The following is an 18,493-nucleotide window of genomic DNA, read 5'->3' as shown; positions in this document are numbered from 1 at the left end:
ACGTAAAACGGTTCCTCCTTTCTTCAAAAATGAACTTTGTTTCTTTGCCTTTTTCAAATAAATCGCCCTCTCTTTATTGATTTTGGTAGAATCAATCAGCAAGTAAACGCAAAAAAACCCATATATACACACACTCAAAGAAACGTTGAGCATGTATATACATAGGTATTGCCTGAATGAATTCAGTAACAAGCCGTATTTGTTTTGTATTATACCATAGATAAAAAGGGTTTGTTAGCTATGATTGGGTCTTACTGCCAGACAGCTGTTGTTTATATTCCGTAGGACTTAGCCCCGTATATTCCTTGAATACCTTCGAGAAATAGTGCTGATCACTAAACGACAGCAGATCGGATACTTCCTTGAACTTCATGTCCGGTTGGCATTGCATCAGTCTGCAAGCTTCCTGAATGCGAAGCTGGGTGTAATACTGAACAAACGTAATTTGCGTTGCATTTTTGATCACTCTGCTGACATACGACGGGCTGACGTGAAATTTCATGGCAATGTCGTTGATCGACAATGGAGAGTATTTATTCAGTTTTACGTGATCGTCAATCTGCTCGAACAAGATCGCCTTGCTTTTTCGAACGTGGGATTGCAGCATATCGAAGCACTGTCCCGTCCATTCCGTCAGTTCCCGGCAAAAGTCATCGTAGGAATGTGCCTGAGCGAATTGTCTTGCCCGCAGCTCCAGACCCAATCGAATCCCCGACCCCTGTTCCTCGTACAGATGAGCGAACGTGTCTACAATTAACCCGATAAACCGCTCCACCTCGGTGATATGTACATTTTCCTCCGCCCATCGATTCAGCAATTCGGATAACTTAAGAGCAAACCGCTCTTTCTGACGAGCCTGTACCATCTGTACAAAAGCAGCTTCCAACACCGAATCCAGACAGCCCGTCTCGGATCTAGCCATCGACACCGGATTCCCGGTATCCAGCGCTAATCCTTGTTTCAACCTTTGCTGCTCAGACACTATGGACGACATGCGGTGATAGAGTTCTGGCAGATTACCAGATTCAGCGAACAGCAGTTGTCCTCCGATTATGGCATCATAATCATGTGAAAGCAGATGCCGACGCAACGATTCAAGACATTCATGTACGGAAGAGTACAAATCGAGTGCACTCTTGTTGACGAAAGCGACTATTTGATACGGGGTTTGACTGGTGTAAACTCGACATGCATGGGATGTAAAAAAATCCTGCATTATACTCTCAAGCTCCACCTGCACCCATCGTTCATGTCCTGCGGTGAAGGGCTGTTTGTTCATAATGAACATCATCTGGCTGAATAAAGGCGGAAACGCCTCCCCTTGTTTCAGTGCAGTTTCACATTGGGGATGAATGATTTCCTGTAAATCCAGCAGGTCCTTGGACATCTGTTGATCCAGTTGGTCAATTACCCGACCCATAACCTCTTCGAGTGCCTCTCGCTCCACAGGTTTTAGCAAATAGTCAAATACTTTCAGGTTCAATGCTTTTCTTGTGTATTCAAAATCGCTATAACCACTAATCAGAATGACCTTCAGCTCTGAGTTGGCAAGCTTGGCTTGCTCAATCAGAGATAAGCCATCCATTTTCGGCATCCGGATATCGGTCAACAGCAGGTCAATCGGTTCCTGCTTTAACGCTGCCAAGGCTTCTTCTCCATTCGTTGCCGTTGCAGCTATACGAATCGGGAAGCTCAACGTCTCCAAGAGCATTTTAATATTACGTAATATCGGTTTGCTATCCTCAACGATCATAACGTTATACATCATCTGTACCTCCTAGCTAGTAAAAATCCTTCGTCAATGAGCCGATGATCTGAATCGTTGCTCCATGTTCTTCTTCCGTATGATTGTTAAATATATTAATAAAGAGCCGGTTGTTATACATTAGTTTGAGTCGATTGACACTATTGATAATCCCCATATTACCAAGAGCTGTAGCACGATCGGCAGTCTGGTTCATTCCGGTCCCCGATGTCTGAATATTGGCTAAAATCTCCTGAATCTTATCCGGTTGAAAGCCTTCCCCGTTATCCTTGATCTCCAATGCCCATAATCCGTTATATTGCTTCACGGTAATCTGGATACGCCAAGGCGGTGCGGTGTTGGCAAAGGCATGTTCTATGCAGTTTTCCACAAAAGGCTGAATGACCAACCGTGGCAACCGGATTTCGTTCGCCAACTCGTCCGCACGGATGTCCCACTCCAGATCCTCTTCGTACTTTTGTTGTACAAGGGACAAATAATGCCTCGTATGTTGAAGCTCCTCAGCCAAGGTCACATGTGCGTATGGTGAAGAGACAATATAACGCAGACTGTCCGAGAGATGCTTGCACATATCCGATACGACTTTGGTCTTCCCCTCTTGCGCAGCAATACTGATCAGATATAGAACGTTATGAATAAAATGAGGCGCAATCTGGGCTTGCAGCGCCGAATTACGAGCCTTTACTTCTTCATGAAGTGCCGATTTTTCACGGTCAATGGATTGCTGCAGTCTTTCCATCAGGTCCTGAAAAGCTTCATTCAGCAATAACAGATCATTATTCTTCGGCGTTTCATCCACTTTCAGATTCATATTGCTATAGTTCATACGCCAGATCTGACTGCGAAGCTTGCGGATAGGCAGCAACAGGTTACGCGTCGACAGGAATATATACACAAAAGAAACCAGCATCAGTGCCGTAATCAGCAGAATGGACATCGTCTGAACTGAATGGATCGAGCCCAGCACGGATTTTTTGGGTGTTATGATATACGTGATCCAACCTGTACTGGGTGATGTGGAATGCGTGATATAATTGTCGTCTTTGTCGACACCCAGTCCCTCGTCTGATGAAGGCTTCGTCCAATTGGGAAATGTCACACCCGCTTCCGAGCCTGTCATCTGCTCCCCTTGTTCATTCAGAATATAAACATCTCCTGCTGTTATGCCTTCCGTTAGGTTCTGTATATAGGCTTGTTCCATCTGAATGCTTAGATATCCATACACCTTGCCGTTCTGATCATTAATCGTGCGAACAAAGGAGATAGTATCGGCTTGGCGCAGCAGAACAAACCCACTTTCCGTCCAATCTCGTCCAATCTGGCTACTCTTCATCATGGTGTTCAAGATCGCTGGTGGATTGCCCGAACCCAGATAGGACGTCAGGAGAACGCCTTGCTTGTCATAGATGGACATGTCCATGATATTCATACTCGGCCCGATCGCCTGAAACATGATGTCTTTGATGATCCGAATCTGCTTCAGCCTTTCATAATTACTATGAGCTGAGGAGCTCTTGTCCATGGCTGCAAAAATGTCCTTGCTGGACAATATTCGCTGCGACATCTGGTTCTGCTGTTCTACGTAAAGGTCAACCTGCTCTCTTACCTTCGTAGCGGTCACGAGGGTATCCTGCTCCGTTTTCAGTTTGAGCGGGCGGACAACAATCACATTTACATACACGATAAAACAGCCCAGTACGAACAAAAGAAGAGCCAGAAACGTCAAAAACACCTTCGTCTGCAAACTGAATTGAGTTGCTTTATGTATGAGCTTCGCCATTCTTAGAGGTGCCCTCCTGTTCCGACATGATGTGAAATCCCTTACATTCAAGTCTACTCTATCACGGTACTCCATGAAATGATAGCGATTTCAAGTTCAGGATTTTACACATCAACGTTCAAGCACAGACATGTACCGGGGAGAGAAAAGAATCTATAATCGGACTTGTAAACGGATTCACTAAACGTTTTAGAGGGGGATTTGCATTGAAAACAATAAAAAGAAAAAAGGCGATTTCCATTATCCTGGCCAGTTTATTATCCATCTCGTTAACCGCTTGTGGATCAGGCGGCAAGGATTCCGGTACAGCTGCTGGCGGGGACAGTAAGGGCGGCAAAGTCACACTGGAGCTGGCGATCTCTAAAAGTTCTCAGGACTCTGCCTTCATTCAGCAAGACATTCTCGATGCATTCGAAAAACAAACGAACATTCGCGTCAATTTGCAGCTGATTCCAGCGGAACAAACGACGACGGTACTGCAAACTAAACTCGCTGTAGATGAAACGCCTGACATTATTCAGTACAATCTGGCGAGCGCAGTTACGGACCTGAACCTTGAACGTAACTTCGAAATTCTGGATAACGAGCCTTGGGCGAGCAGAATTGTGAACAAAGACGTCCTCTCTTCTGGTGGACACCTCTACAGTTTCCATGTCAGCCAAGATACAGGGATGCAAGGGGTCGTTTATAACAAACAGATCTTTGAAGAGCTCGGGTTGTCTCTTCCAACGAACTACGAAGAATTCCTAGCGATCTGTGAAAAAATCAAAGCGAGTGGCATTACGCCTGTATTCATGCCTTACAAAGATGCCTGGGCTGCCAACATCTGGCCTGCTGCAGCTTTTGCCGATTTTGTAGCCAAAAATGAGCCGACGTTTTTTGATGACTTGAACAGCAATAAGAAAAAATGGTCCGACATTCCGGAATTCAAAACCTTCCTGGAACAACAGTATGAAATTTACACCAAAGGGTACACCAACACGGATGTGCTTAGTGACAGCTATGACATGGCAGTAGGTAAATTCCTGAACAAGGAAGTAGCCATGATGTTTATGGGAGATTGGTTAATTGAAGGTGTTGCTGAGCAAGATCCAAATATGGAACTGGGCGTATTCCCGATTCCATCGTCAGAGAATGCCAGTCTCGGTGCAAGTCCACTCGGCGGACAACTGTTCATTCCGAAGAAATCCAAACATTTGGAAGAAGCTAAACAGTTCCTGGACTATATTGCTTCCAAGGATGTCGCACAACAGATCGTGGACTCCAAAGGGTACGTATCCAATTTCAGTGACGTCACCACACCCGAATTGCCGGCTTACAAGCAGGATATTGTAGACAACTATATTACGCCTAAGAAAACAGTGCTGACAACGGATGCTTTCATGCTGGTCGACCGCAGCGAACTGTACCGGTTGTTACAGGATCAATTTGCAGGTGGTTTGTCACCGGAAGAAGTCCTGAAATCCTGGGATGAGAAGTTCAGTCAGCTGATGCAGGATAAAGGTGTAGAAGGTTTCTAAAGAGTGAAATACAGGGCAGCATAACATGGACGATCGTTATGCTGCCTAGCTATAACGGAGTGTGAGACATGAAAAGGACTAAAAATTTGTATTCGTATTACATGATATTTCCCGCACTGATTATCTACTCCATCTTTTTCGTTGTGCCTGCTCTCGCCGCTTTCTATTACTCATTCACGGATTGGCGGCTGGATCGGCTGGAGCTGAAGTTCATCGGGTGGGATAATTTCGAGAAAATTTTCTCGGACAAAACGCTAATTCTGGCGCTGAAAAACACGGCGATATTTGCGATCGTCACCGTCGTTGGCAAGAATGTCATCGGCCTATTGCTGGCCGTAGGCCTTAACATGCGATTAAGAACAAAGAACCTGCTGCGCGCGATCTTCTACTCCCCTTCCATTCTCAGCATCCTTGTGATCAGCATTTTGTTCACTCCCATGTTGCGTACCGAAGGTACCATCAACAATCTGTTGGAATCCGTAGGATTACATTCGTTAAGCCAAGCTTGGCTGACCAACCCATCTATTGTCATCTGGACGATTGCCATCGTCTCCATCTGGCAGAGCGCCGGGTTCCAGATGGCCATCTATCTGGCTGGTCTGCAGTCCATTTCTCAAGAATATTACGAAGCAGCCAAGATTGATGGCGCAAGCTCGTGGAGAAGTTTTTTCAAGATCACACTGCCACTCTTATTGCCCGCCATTAACATTAACCTGATGCTGACATTGATCGGTGGACTTAAAGTATTCTCCGAGGTGTATGTCATGACCGGTGGTGGCCCGGGTAACGCTTCCCAAGTCGTGGGTACGATCATTCTGCGATCTTTCGGCGAAGGCAACTGGGGACTCGGTACGGCGGTCAACACCCTTCTGTTCGTGGTCGTTACCATTATTGCTATACCGCTATTGATCTTCATGCGGCGTAAGGAGGTTACGGAATAACATGGGCTACACACGCAAACTTGCCATCCGCAACTATATCGTGGAAGGTTTCCTGATTCTGGCCTCCCTTATCGTTCTGTTGCCGCTTGTCATTCTGATCTTTGGTTCATTCAAAACCAGCGCCGAAGTGCTCAGCTTCTCCCTGAGTTTCCCCGAGACATGGCAGTTCTCGAACTATGTTCGTGTCTTCCAGGAAGGTGGTCTGTCTCGAGCGTTCTTCAACAGCATTTTGATTACTGGCGTATCATCCATCATTAATATCGTTGCCTCTTCGGCAGCGGCATTCATTCTGGCACGTCGGGAAACCAAACTATCCGGTACGATCTACATGTATTTCTTCATGGGACTGATTGCGCCGATGTCGATTATTACGACCATACGTGTCGTACAGGGATTAGGATTCTACGGCAGCATCACAAGTGTCATCCTGATCTACGCCGCGTTAAATACGGCCTTCAGTGTATTCTTGTATAGTGGATTCATCAAAACCATTCCAAGAGCGCTGGACGAAGTGGCATTTCTGGAAGGAGCAAGTGTGTTCGGCGTGTTCTTCCGTATCGTCACACCGCTCATTCTACCCGTTAACGCAACGGTAGCCATCATGGTGTTCATGTCCGTCTGGAATGACATCACAATTCCGGTGTACTTCCTGACAGATAGCTCCACATGGACGATGCCACTATCAATCTACAATTTTTACGGCAAATATAGCCGGGACTGGAATCTGATTTTCGCCAATCTCGTGCTCACTTCACTGCCTGTATTCATCCTGTATCTGTTCGGGCAAAAATATATTGTCAGCGGCCTCACTGCCGGTGCAGTTAAAGGATAGCCTTGTATTCTCACGGTTCTCTAGGAATAGAATTGGAGTATTCATGACGTACTCAACCCCCACCATATCTGGTGGGGGTTGTTTTATTTAAGGCGAGAAAATCCATCTACACCCCTCTATTTTTGAAACAATTGCGGGTAAAGGGCAGCAACACCACCAGCAAGACCCTGTTGTACATTCCGACTAGTATCATCAGCAATAATCTCGTAGAGATCCGCTTCGATGGAATCTATTGCAATTTTGGCAATATCCGTTGGGCTCGTTTTCGGTGCGTCGATACCTGCCGTCATATCCGTATCCATGAACGCTACGTGCAATCCGGCAACGCTAACGTTCTTAGGGGCTAACTCCAGACGTAATGCATTCGTAATTCCCCACTGAGCGGATTTTGCAGCTGAATATGCACCTGAGTTACCAAGGCTGAGCCAAGATAGAGCAGACAGGATATTCAGTATCGAACCGCCCCCATTCTTCTCTATCACCGGTGCAAACGCACGAATCATTGAAAGCGTACCGAATACATGTGTATTGAACTCCAAGTGAATATCGTTCAGCTCACCTGTGAGCAGAGAAGCACCCGTAGCGGAACCAGCATTATTGATTAGAAGGGTTACATCACTAGCTACCTCAGCAGCAGCCATGACAGATTGTGGATCCGTAATATCGAGTTGCAGTGGAATAGCTCCCGGCAGATCAATGGATTCAGGGTTCCGTGCGCCAGCGTAAACTTTGGTTCCCCGCGCAAGCAATTCAAGAGCAAGTTCCTTGCCCAACCCTCGATTAGCTCCACTTACAATAGCAACTTGTTTGGAAATATTCATTTATTATTACTCCCTCTCATTGAGAATTCATTCATTTTCGAGCTGTTACGAGAATGATCATTCTCATAACTCCCAATAACAATCTATCACATTAAGAACGATCAGTAAAGAATAACTTTTATGATTCATGTCTTCATAAAAAGAAGATGCCCGATAACCTTTGAAATAAGGCTCCGAGCATCTTTCTTTGGTCCTTCATTGAGAACGGATTTACATATGGATTATGATTTTATGTCATACAGATTCGCAGGCAACGCCTGCACAAAAGGTGACCACTCGCTAGTACTATATAGATGAAGTCGGTGCATGGCCCGTGTGCATGCTGTATACAGAAGCTTGCGATCATATTCCTGGCTGTAGTCTTCGGGTGAAGCATCATAGACCAGGACAGCATCGAACTCAACGCCTTTGGCGAGGTACACAGGAATAACCATGATTCCTTTTTCAAAAATCTGTGTGTCCTTTGTTATGAGCTGTAACCCTTCGCCGCCTTGACTTCGTAAACTTTCATAGGCGTCATGGCTTTCAGCCGCAGTCTTCGTAATCACAGCGATGGAATCGAACCCCTCCGCCTTAAGCGAGGCGATGTCTGCGAGAATCTGCGCACTACGCAGCTTATCGTCCTTCAGTCTTGTTAAAAGAGGCTTCCGATCTCCCCTTTCAAACGGCCTGATCTCTTCTCCCCCTGGTAGCATGCATTTGGTGAATTCAACAATCTCTCTGGTTGAACGATAACTGCGTACCAGGCGTATCAATGTAGTTTCAGCTTCTCCGTAAAGGTGAACTAGTGGCGAGTTGGATGCTGCCAAATCCGTAGCCTGCATAAAGATCGCTTGCCCGAAATCCCCCAGCACGGTCATGCGGGCACGAGGAAACAGCTTTTTGAGATATTCATACTGAAACGCCGAATAATCCTGGCCCTCATCCACGAAGACATAACGAATCTCCGTATTCGTCCGGACGCCTTCGATCATCTCTTTTACATATAAATAAGGAGTAGCATCCTCATGGAACAGCTTGTTCTGGAGAATCATTGCCTTGGTCTGTTTACAAATCTCAGGCCAATGCTGCGGGGGGATTGCCCCGTTCGTCTGTTCCCTATATGTGGCTTCATCCGCAAAGAGTTGTTCATATATGCCTTTCACATCCACGAACTGGAATTTCCGCACACTCTTTCTTAACGGTTTAAACATGTCTTTCACCAGTTTCTGACGAAGCAGCTCCTCTTCCCGCACTGCAAAGTTAAAGGCACCTTCATCTTGCCCTGCCTTGTTATTTCCGTTCTCGCGGGCTGCATATTTTTCCGCTACATCAAACACAGGCTTTTCTTTGTGCAGCATGCCGAAAGCTTCCACGTACTCATCCGTGTCCAGATAGTTCAATTCTTCCTGAACCCAGTCTGCTTCCCGCTCCAATCGTTCCAACGTCACGAGTTCTCTCAACAACCATTCCTGCAAAAGAAGAATACGGTTGGACAAGGTAAGATTTTGATCTAAACTGTAAAATTGGGTCTTGATTTGGTCTGAACTGATGAATTCACGTCTCCGAAATTGAATGCCATTGAACCGCATGCCCTCCCGCCCCAGCCACGTGCCGTAGTTTTGGAGCACTTGCAGGAATGTCTCGGAAGCTTTGTACTTGATCGCCTCGAGACGAGCGTCATAACCTGGATCTTCTTGGGCTGTCAGCACATATTCAATCTGATCAAAGGCATCCTCTAGTCGTAAGGAGGAATCCAACCAATAGTTCAGATATTCCTGAAAAGTCGTCTGCTGCATGTTCTCTTCCCCAAGTTCCGGGAGTACGGTCGAGATATAACTGGTAAACATCGGATTTGGCGAGAAAAGCACTATCTGATCTGCTTTGACAGTCTGGCGATGTTTATAAAGTAAGTAGGCGACTCGCTGTAACGCAGCTGATGTCTTGCCACTGCCAGCTGCCCCTTGAACGATAAGCATGCGGCTTCGGTCATCACGGATAATGGCGTTTTGTTCCTTCTGAATGGTTGCTACAATGCTCTTCATTTGTGAGTCTGCACCTTTGGCGAGCACTTGCTGCAACAATTCGTCACCAATTGTCTCAGTAGAATCAAACATGCTATGAAGCTGCCCATGCTGGATCTGGAATTGACGCTTGAGCTCCATCTTGCCCTCAATTCGTCCTGAAGGTGTGTCATAGCCTGCTGGCCCGGGAGAGTGATCATAGTACAGACTCGCAATTGGCGTTCTCCAGTCATAGATTAGAAAGTTCAATCCATCCTCATCCATGAAAGATGATACGCCAATGTAGATCTGTTCAGTAAATGTCATGCCTTTTTCCTTATAGTCGAAGCGACCAAAGTACGGCGTCGGAAGCAGTCTCTTTGTATTTTTCCATTGTTGTGTTAACAGCTTGTGCCCGCGCTCCCTCTCGGCCAACACTCTGGACTGCTGATTAATGGTATAGAATGCATCTTCAAAATCCGTATACGAGCCCGTGTTAATCGTCACTTCTTCCCAGAAGCGTTTACGAATTTCGGCAGCCTGTTCATGCAGTCCGGCAACCTTCGGCTCCAACTCGTCGAGTCGTGCCTGAAGTTTGTTCCTCACCTGCACTAGTCTTTCCTCTTCCAACTTCCATTCGTTTGTTTTATCCATGAATAAGTCCACTCCCTTTTCCATTTATTAGGACCAAAAAAAGAGCATTGACAAATCGCAATGTCGGATGTAAAATTAAATTAGGAGAAATAATGATTCACCCTTTATATTTAATGGAAATGTCAATTGCGCTATAGATTATATCATGGCTTTTTTTCACGTTCAATTCTTTTTTCTTCTCTGTCTGAATTGAACAATAATTTATATTATATTAGGTGTCCCTCGAGCTACACTGGGGGCATCTTTTTTTGTCCTGGGCATGGTTCATACCCTGAATGCGCTGTAAGCTATACACCCCTTTATAAATTCGATAAAATGAACGAAACATGAAACATGAGTTGATGCTTTTGGGAGGGATACATAAATATGAATATAGAACCTGCGGAGGACCGGTGTCCTGTTGAGTTTGCAGTCAATATGATTGGTGGGAAATGGAAGTTATTAATTATAAATCGGCTTATCCGCCATTCAACAATTCGATTCAATGAATTGCAGAAAATGCTTGACCCCATTACGCATCGTACGTTAACCAGGCAATTACGAGAACTTGAAGAAGCCGGTTTGATAAACCGTGTTACTCACCCTGTCGTTCCGCCTAAAGTTGAATATTCCCTGACAGAAAAAGGACAAAGTCTGACTTCGATCTTGTTTCAGTTAGGTGATTGGGGAGCAAAACATATGTAAAACGCCTTCCCATAGTATCTCAAGGGATACTTTATATCATTAATGTGCGTACTTACCCTCCTATTCTAAATCCGTTATGCTGAGGTCAATGCTGAGTGCTAACTCATCCATTCCAATCACATATTGAAAGGAAGTTATTGACCACTATGACACAGAATGATCGATTTTTAGTATATGGAGCTTCGGGCTCCCAAGGCGGCGCTGTCGCTCAATTACTCGTTCAAAACGGTTGTGAGGTTCGCACAATCACTCGAAATGAGGAAACAGCCAAAACACTAAAGGAACAAAACATTGAAGCTTTCATCGGGGATTTATCAGATGTGGAACAGCTCCATGCAGCGCATGAAGGTGTAAGTAAAGTATTCCTAAACCTGCCGGTGGAGTTCAATTCGGATAAGATCAGACAATATACCAAAAATGCAATTGATGCTGCTATACAGGCAAACGTTAAATTAATTGTAGTTAACACCGGTACCTATGTTCCTGAACCTATCACCCATTCCAAGGGAATCGAATTGAAACGTGAAGTTATCCATGAATTGCAGCAAAGTGGTCTTCCATATATCATTGTGGAACCCATTGTATACTTGGAAAACTTCCTGATTCCCGGAATACTGAACAATGGCGTTTTGGCCTACCCTGTACCAGCAGACAAGCCGATCTCCTGGATTAGCTTAAATGATGCTGCTCAATTCCACTATTATGCCCTGACTCATTCGGAATTGGCAGGAAGCATCATCCCAGCACCCGGATTAGAAGCCCTGACAGGTACACAATTAGCGGAACAATTCAGTGCTGAATTAGGTGAAGAGATCAGCTTCATGTCTCTACCTTTTGATCATTTTGAAGCAGCGATTCAGCCTTTGTTGGGAAGTGAGACAGCAGCAGGTCTAAAAGGATTGTACCAATGGATCGATGGGCATACCGATCTTCTTCCCCGGTATGAAGAGTTGGACGATAATATCAAAGCCAATCTTAAATTAACCAAGACAAGTGATTGGATTCATCAAACAATGATTAAACAATAATTTTAATTGGATATCCCCTCTCGCCTGCTATTCATGAACAAGCCATTTGAATCTCCAATGGAGAAACGAATGGCTTGTTCTTTTATATAAGAACTTCAATAGACTCAACTGATTCAGATTCAGAGATTGTGATAGGATTAGGCAAAAGTTTGATAGAAATGTGGTACAGGTTAGTTCATTGGTTATGACATAATAATGTGTAAATAGATCACCATACAGGTGGTAATAATAAACATTAGAAAGGATTTGAACATAACATGGAATATACTAAACTTGGTAACACAGGCTTGGACGTATCTCGATTTTGCCTGGGATGTATGGGATTTGGGGATGCCAGTAAATGGGTTCATGAATGGGTACTGAATGAAGAAGACTCTCGTCCCGTGATCAAAAAAGCGTTGGATCTAGGCATTAATTTCTTCGATACAGCCAATATATACTCTCTGGGTACTAGCGAGGAGTATCTTGGTCGGGCGTTAAAGGATTACGCGAATCGGGATGAGGTTGTGATTGCAACCAAAGTACACGGACAAATGCATCAAGGACCCAACGGTTCTGGCCTTTCCAGAAAAGCCATCCTGAGTGAGATCGATAAAAGCCTGAAACGATTGGAAACCGATTATGTGGATCTGTATATCATTCATCGTTGGGACTACAATACGCCTATTGAAGAAACCATGGAAGCCTTACATGATGTGGTGAAGTCCGGTAAAGTAAGATATATTGGGGCTTCAGCCATGTTCGCTTGGCAGTTCCAAAAAGCATTACATGTAGCAGAGAAAAATGGTTGGACCAAGTTTGTCTCCATGCAGAACCACTTGAACCTCATCTATCGTGAAGAGGAACGAGAAATGTTGCCTTTATGCAAGGAAGAGAAGATTGGTATAACTCCCTACAGTCCTCTTGCTTCAGGCAGGTTAACCCGTGACTGGTCCGTATCCACGCTTCGATCCGAGACAGACCAAATTCAGAAATCCAAGTACAATGCGACCAGTGATGCAGATCGACTTGTTGTTGAACGAGTTGCATCCATTGCAGAAAAATACGGTGTCCCTCGCACACACATTGCACTTGCGTGGTTGCTACAAAAAGAGACTGTAGCGTCTCCTATTATCGGTGCCACCAAATTATCGCATCTGGAAGATGCGGTAGGCGCTCTTTCCGTTAAGTTGACTTCAGAAGAGGTTACATTCCTTGAAGAGCCCTATGTACCTCACCCTGTTGTAGGTGCTCAATAATCGCTTTTGCTTAAAATGTAGAAGACCCCCTTTCCGCACTCGGAAGTTGGGGGTCTTCTTTTTATATCGCGATTTATTTGCGCCAAAACGTTGAACATTCTGCCTTATCCGCTATATTAAATTCAATCATTCGCTCAAGTAACGAAAAATCAATCTCCTGTTTCCACTTCATCCGCACCAACTCTTTGGTATGATCATACCCCGCCTGCGTGATCTCTTCCGAAAAACGAATAATTCCTGCCTTCTCGGGAGCAACGGCCAAATGTTGCTTGGATACACTAAAGCCAATGATAAAGGTCTCATGGTCGGTAAACATCGGTTGGTTCCAGGCTATTTTTTGCTTTAAATTCGGGAATTTTTCAGTAATCCAGTTCAAGACTTCTTCCGTTCGCGCCTGGTGTTCCGGGTTATCAATGCGTGCTATAAATTCTGCAAAGGTCTCCATTAGTTCCCCCTATAACAAGAAATATGCTACTTATTTTGCCCAATTCCATCTCATTCTATCATGAATATCAAATTCATAACCCCCTACCGGTTGCTTCAATGCAAAAAGAATATGTGATAACAATGTTCTCTTTAATGAATTGCAAACCTACATCCAAATAAATAGTGAACCTTCATAGAATATAAAAAACCGTTGATTGTTATTATCAACGGTACTACAACTATTATTTTGTTACCTTGTATTTAATCAGATTATATCGGTAGTCGCTAACCATGGTGCGATAGACCACATTTTCGGACGAGTCATAAGCAAAGTTACTCTTATGCACATCATCTAAAACAAAGTATTTACTAAGTATTATGTCTCCATTATCTTTCATTAAGGTATACCTCTCTCCCCATTTGTCATCAATGGTTCCAAAGCTTGTATACTCAATATAGCTATCGTTTCGGTAGGAGCTCATAAAACCATTAAAATTAAGCTCTCCTTCATACGCACGAGAAAACAGCTTTTTGAAGTTATGATCATATAAAGTGATTCTGTGTTCAGATTTGTTATCGATTAATAGTTTACTTCCGGTTGAATGCATAGAAATGTTCATGTTTCTATCAAGCACGGTTTCCCATTTGAGTTTACCATTAACTCCATAAGCCATTAATTTCTGTCCACCATATGAATTGGATCTTGCATATTCTACAATTAATGTACCGCCACTTAATTGATGATAACCCGCATCGTAGAATCCACCAAACTTTTTGGAGTTAAACGTAAATAATGGCTTTTTCAAAGAGGTTACATCTTTGAAAACCTCGATTTTATTCTCACCTACAAAATGGAGTACATAACCAGAAGTCAGTACTTCAGTTTTATAACCTAACACAGTTTCGCTTGTCGTTATTCCTTTGGAATTTAATGTGATAAAACGAGACTGATTTTTAAGATAATCTGTTTGTTGTAGAACGATTCCGCTTTTATAAGGATAGATATTTGAGAAACTTAAATCCTTCTTCTCGAATAAACGCTTTCCTTTCGAATCCAAACTAAGAATGTTAAACGTTTTCCCGTGATTCGTAGAATACTGATAGAATATACTGCCGCTCTCGTTATAGAACCAAGCGTGATTCAAAGGGTAAAAATTTTTCACTTTATTTTTAATGTCGTACGCCCAGGCAATTTTCCCTGTCTTATTATTTATCGTGTATAGGCCGAAGTTATTACCAGACAAAGTACCCGGGTTTAGCATGACCAGCTGAGCAGCGTGGTTTATACTGTCTTGAGGATTGTATCCTAGTTCAAAGTTCAGATAATTAAATTCTTTAGGAAGAGTATGTACCCATTCTTGCTGTAGCCCTCCGTGCTCCTCTAAGCTTAATTCGGTAAATTCTGCATACATCTGATTTGTGCTACCTAAATACAAAGTTAAAACTACGAAAATTGCTAGAAATCTGTTAGATATCTTACCTTTCAATACCGGCACAGCCCTTCTCTTATCTTATGATTTTTTCGTTACAAAGAATATCCTAATGTAGCTTACTTCTGATCAAATATAACATAGGATCTCAGATTCATCTCCTTCTAGACCTTAAATGTTTTCCTTTATCCAAGAACGCAACTTATCCGCATAGAGCGAGCGTTCATCTGGATCGGACTGGGAACCATTGGTCAGATAAAGTTGATCGTTCACGTATCTGGGGTAAACATGCAGATGATAATGCCACACATCTTGATTACCAGCAGGTTCATTATGTTGCCGCGTCGAAATCCCATCGCATCCATATGTACTTTTCATTGCAAATGCTGTGAGCTGAGCCGCGCGGTGAATTTCAACAGCGTACTCCGCTGGGAGTTCAAAGATGTTCTCGAAATGTTGATTAGGGACAACAAGAACATGTCCTTTATTGTTTGGCCACCATTTGCCTGCTATAAATGCCGTTACCTTTTCATTCTGGTAGATGATATCTCTTTGTTTTGTTCCCTCATCTGGTCGCTCAATACCCCAAATCCGACAAAATGGACATTCGTACCCTTCGGGCTGATGTGAAAATGATGCTGTCATCTTTCTCATTCCACTCCTTTCACGTTTTCTTCAAGTTATTAGACGCAGGTATCTTCTGTTCGTTGCGATAAGATGGTGGGTCGTAAAACGAACAGCAATGAACAAAACAAAAAAGCAGCTGACCTTGGCGGCAGCTGCTTTCTTCTATCTATAACTATCCATAATCACACTTCACAATTACATTGTGCTGTTATCGATAACAAAGCGATATTTTACGTCGGAAGCCAGTACACGTTTGTAAGCTTCGTCAATCTGGTCAGCGGAGATAACCTCAATGTTAGGAGCAATATTATGTTCTGCACAGAAATCGAGCATTTCCTGCGTCTCACGGATGCCACCAATCATGGAACCTGCGAATGAACGGCGATGGCCGATAAGAGAAAATACGTTTACGGCTAGTGGCTCAGCAGGAGCACCCACGTTCACGAGTGTACCATCAAGTGTGAGCAGTGAGAAATAAGCGTTAATATCAATATTCGCACTTACTGTGTTGATCATCAGATCAAATGTGCCTGCAAGTTTCTCGAATGTTTCCGGTTCGCTTGTGGCAAAGTAGTGATCTGCACCAAATTGCAGTCCATCTTCTTTTTTGCTCAAGGATTGGGAGAGAACCGTTACTTCCGCACCCATCGCATGTGCGATTTTGACAGCCATATGACCTAGACCACCCATACCTACAACGGCTACCTTCTTACCTGGGCCAGCTCCCCAGTGATGAAGTGGTGAATACGTCGTAATACCGGCACACAGCAAAGGTGCAGCAGCATCAAGTGCAATGTTATCAGGGATGCGAACGACGAAATCCTCTACGACAACAATATGAGTTGAATATCCACCTTGCGTATGCTCACCGTATTTGTCTACGCCAGCGTAAGTTTGAATATTTCCTTTGAGACAGTATTGCTCTTCACCTTTGCGACAGTTAACACATTCACCACAAGAGTCCACCATACATCCGACCCCTACTCGGTCACCGACCTTGTATTTGGAGACTCCAGTTCCTACATCGGTTACAATCCCGGCAATTTCGTGTCCAGGAACGAGTGGATAATTCACAGGGCCCCATTCACCGTGGGCAGTATGGATGTCAGAATGGCAGATACCCGCATATTTAATCTCGATTAATACATCATTGGTATCCAGATCACGTCGTTTAATTTCAGCACTTTTGAATTGTTGGTCTGGTCCGTCAACGGCTCTGGCTTTAGCTATAATCAATGGTATAACCTCCTAGTAATTTAAAGTTCAAAATAATCTTACCCCCTCTAGTTAACTCTAGGTCAAATGTTTATCTTATTTTTTTATCTTCGATGTACTTTGACATGCAGTTATGCAGCATGGTAGAATTCACTCGGATCAATCCTAGAGTTAACTCGAAGTCTACCCCTAGTAGAAAGGAATTCATTCTAAATGACCTATTCAATCGGTGAAGTTGCCAAAAAATTAGACCTTACGGTATATACATTGCGTTACTACGACAAGGAAGGACTCATGCCTTTTGTAGAACGAACCACGAGTGGAACACGCTTGTTTAAAGACTCCGACATTGATTTTCTAAAAATAATTCAATGTCTGAAGCTGACTGGGATGCCTATCAAAGACATTAAGGACTTCATTGAATGGTGTTCTGAAGGGGACTCCACGCTGAAGCAAAGGTATGACATGTTTACGGAGCGAAAAGCGATTGTGGAAGCACAAATGGAGGAATTAAGAAGAACCATGGAAGTCATTGAGCACAAATGCTCCTACTACGAAACGGCTTTGGAAGCTGGAACCGAAGAGATTCACAAAATTAAACCGATAGAAAATGCCATCACCAATTGATGGGTTATGCTTTTTCTTCTAAAAAATTGGCGCACAAAAAAAGCAGCTTGAAGTCCACTGACGGATTTCAAGCTGCTTTTTTGTGGTACGTAACTGCTCATCATTTCTCCAAAAGTTTTATCGATACATCGATAATCCGGTTTAATTTTTCTTTATCCATCGAAGTTCTTCCCATTGCTCTTATGCCGACGGAAATATTGTGCAGGTACTCTGCCATTTCCTTCACATCATGATCAGAGGAGAATTCTCCCTCCCGCTGTCCCCATTGGATAATCTGCTCGAACATTCGCTCAGCTTCGCTAAACGATTCAAGAGATCGGGTGTCCACGTCCGGATCACGTGTGCCTAGCTCCACCGCCGAGTTCACGATCAAACAGCCCGATGGTGTATCCTCTGCTTCACTGATCATAACATCAAAAATTTTATGCAGTGCTTCCACTGCCGTCTTGGATGCTTTGATTTCTGCGAGTAATGTGGCGCTGATCTTGCCGCTATAACGATCCATAGCCTGTAAAAACAGCGTATGTTTATCGTCAAACGTATCATATATACTTCTGCGATGAATGCCCATATGCTCGACTAGGTCACTCATCGATGTCTTCTCATAACCTTGTTCCCAGAAAATCTTCATTGCTTTATCCAATACTTCGTTCACTTCAAACTCTTTACTTCTAGCCATTCGACTTCCCTCCCAAAATTAATCTAACACATTGGGAACGATCAGTAAATAAAAAGTGCAGATACCTCTTTTCATTCTCATCTGATCATGTATTAGCTGATCCGTAAGAGTATAACTTGTGTACTTGTTGTATATCATGACCTGTGTGCTTGTGAATATGCGACCAGCAATCAGTATCTTATCCATTCACATCAAATGTTTGCCTATTCCTATCCGTTTTCTACCACCATGCGTCAATGTACGA

16 protein-coding genes are annotated in these 18,493 nt (G+C 43.7%); 7 read left to right on the top strand and 9 right to left on the bottom strand.

Going from position 1 to position 18,493, the window contains the following annotated elements; all coding sequences use genetic code 11:
• Positions 1-238: 238 nt before the first annotated feature.
• A complete protein-coding gene (locus MKX75_RS13975) occupies positions 239-1,768 on the bottom strand; it encodes a response regulator (RefSeq protein WP_339170095.1) in 1,530 nt (509 codons plus the stop codon).
• A gap of 13 nt (positions 1,769-1,781) precedes the next feature.
• Positions 1,782-3,545 (bottom strand): histidine kinase, encoded by a 1,764-nt coding sequence (locus MKX75_RS13970; protein ID WP_339170093.1) that lies wholly within the window; start codon positions 3,543-3,545, stop codon positions 1,782-1,784.
• A 206-nt stretch (positions 3,546-3,751) separates the two neighbouring features.
• Between MKX75_RS13970 and MKX75_RS13965 the strand changes: the two genes are divergently transcribed.
• From MKX75_RS13965 to MKX75_RS13955, 3 genes are all read left to right on the top strand, one after another.
• On the top strand, positions 3,752-5,065 hold the full coding sequence (locus MKX75_RS13965; RefSeq protein ID WP_339170090.1) for an ABC transporter substrate-binding protein: 1,314 nt from the start codon (positions 3,752-3,754) through the stop codon (positions 5,063-5,065).
• A gap of 68 nt (positions 5,066-5,133) precedes the next feature.
• The gene (locus tag MKX75_RS13960) at positions 5,134-6,006 is read left to right on the top strand and encodes a sugar ABC transporter permease (protein ID WP_062834362.1); all 873 of its coding nucleotides are present in this window, start codon (positions 5,134-5,136) and stop codon (positions 6,004-6,006) included.
• Position 6,007: 1 nt separating this feature from the next.
• The gene (locus tag MKX75_RS13955; RefSeq protein WP_017688542.1) at positions 6,008-6,838 is read left to right on the top strand and encodes a carbohydrate ABC transporter permease; all 831 of its coding nucleotides are present in this window, start codon (positions 6,008-6,010) and stop codon (positions 6,836-6,838) included.
• Between the two features lie 116 nt (positions 6,839-6,954).
• On the opposite strand, the gene MKX75_RS13950 is transcribed toward MKX75_RS13955, so the two are convergent.
• Positions 6,955-7,659 (bottom strand): SDR family oxidoreductase, encoded by a 705-nt coding sequence (locus tag MKX75_RS13950; protein ID WP_036616036.1) that lies wholly within the window; start codon positions 7,657-7,659, stop codon positions 6,955-6,957.
• 221 nt (positions 7,660-7,880) lie between these two features.
• Positions 7,881-10,295, bottom strand: coding sequence for an RNA polymerase recycling motor HelD (helD, locus tag MKX75_RS13945; RefSeq protein ID WP_339170088.1), 2,415 nt, complete (start codon positions 10,293-10,295; stop codon positions 7,881-7,883).
• Between the two features lie 366 nt (positions 10,296-10,661).
• On the opposite strand from helD, the gene MKX75_RS13940 reads away from it, so the two are divergent.
• The 3 genes from MKX75_RS13940 (at position 10,662) to MKX75_RS13930 (ending at position 13,245) form a co-directional block, all read left to right on the top strand.
• The gene (locus MKX75_RS13940; RefSeq protein ID WP_339170087.1) at positions 10,662-10,979 is read left to right on the top strand and encodes a helix-turn-helix domain-containing protein; all 318 of its coding nucleotides are present in this window, start codon (positions 10,662-10,664) and stop codon (positions 10,977-10,979) included.
• A 146-nt stretch (positions 10,980-11,125) separates the two neighbouring features.
• Positions 11,126-12,007 (top strand): NmrA family NAD(P)-binding protein, encoded by an 882-nt coding sequence (locus MKX75_RS13935; RefSeq protein ID WP_339170086.1) that lies wholly within the window; start codon positions 11,126-11,128, stop codon positions 12,005-12,007.
• A gap of 257 nt (positions 12,008-12,264) precedes the next feature.
• Positions 12,265-13,245, top strand: a complete 981-nt coding sequence (locus MKX75_RS13930) for an aldo/keto reductase (protein WP_339170083.1) — start codon at positions 12,265-12,267, stop codon at positions 13,243-13,245.
• 73 nt (positions 13,246-13,318) lie between these two features.
• Here the strand turns inward: MKX75_RS13930 and MKX75_RS13925 are convergent, their stop codons facing one another.
• The 4 genes from MKX75_RS13925 to MKX75_RS13910 form a co-directional block, all read right to left on the bottom strand.
• On the bottom strand, positions 13,319-13,690 hold the full coding sequence (locus MKX75_RS13925; protein ID WP_264926087.1) for an iron chaperone: 372 nt from the start codon (positions 13,688-13,690) through the stop codon (positions 13,319-13,321).
• A gap of 223 nt (positions 13,691-13,913) precedes the next feature.
• Positions 13,914-15,167, bottom strand: a complete 1,254-nt coding sequence (locus MKX75_RS13920; protein WP_339170080.1) for a hypothetical protein — start codon at positions 15,165-15,167, stop codon at positions 13,914-13,916.
• A gap of 105 nt (positions 15,168-15,272) precedes the next feature.
• Entirely contained in the window at positions 15,273-15,746 is a 474-nt protein-coding gene (locus MKX75_RS13915; RefSeq protein ID WP_339170079.1) for an HIT domain-containing protein, read from the bottom strand.
• A 177-nt stretch (positions 15,747-15,923) separates the two neighbouring features.
• A complete protein-coding gene (locus MKX75_RS13910; RefSeq protein ID WP_062834355.1) occupies positions 15,924-16,964 on the bottom strand; it encodes an NAD(P)-dependent alcohol dehydrogenase in 1,041 nt (346 codons plus the stop codon).
• Between the two features lie 192 nt (positions 16,965-17,156).
• On the opposite strand from MKX75_RS13910, the gene MKX75_RS13905 reads away from it, so the two are divergent.
• Complete coding sequence (locus tag MKX75_RS13905; RefSeq protein ID WP_062834354.1) at positions 17,157-17,570, top strand: MerR family transcriptional regulator; 414 nt, start codon at positions 17,157-17,159, stop codon at positions 17,568-17,570.
• A 100-nt stretch (positions 17,571-17,670) separates the two neighbouring features.
• Here MKX75_RS13905 and MKX75_RS13900 read toward each other — a convergent pair whose 3' ends face one another.
• Positions 17,671-18,249 carry a TetR/AcrR family transcriptional regulator gene (locus tag MKX75_RS13900; RefSeq protein ID WP_339170078.1) on the bottom strand — a complete coding sequence of 193 codons (579 nt, stop codon included), beginning with the start codon at positions 18,247-18,249 and terminating at the stop codon, positions 17,671-17,673.
• Positions 18,250-18,493 lie beyond the last annotated feature (244 nt).

It is taken from the genome of Paenibacillus sp. FSL R5-0341, assembly GCF_037975235.1.
GTDB classification, from domain to species: Bacteria; Bacillota; Bacilli; order Paenibacillales; family Paenibacillaceae; genus Paenibacillus; species Paenibacillus amylolyticus_A.
Note: the sequence above shows the minus strand (reverse complement) of the source record. Positions and strands in the feature narration are given on the sequence as shown.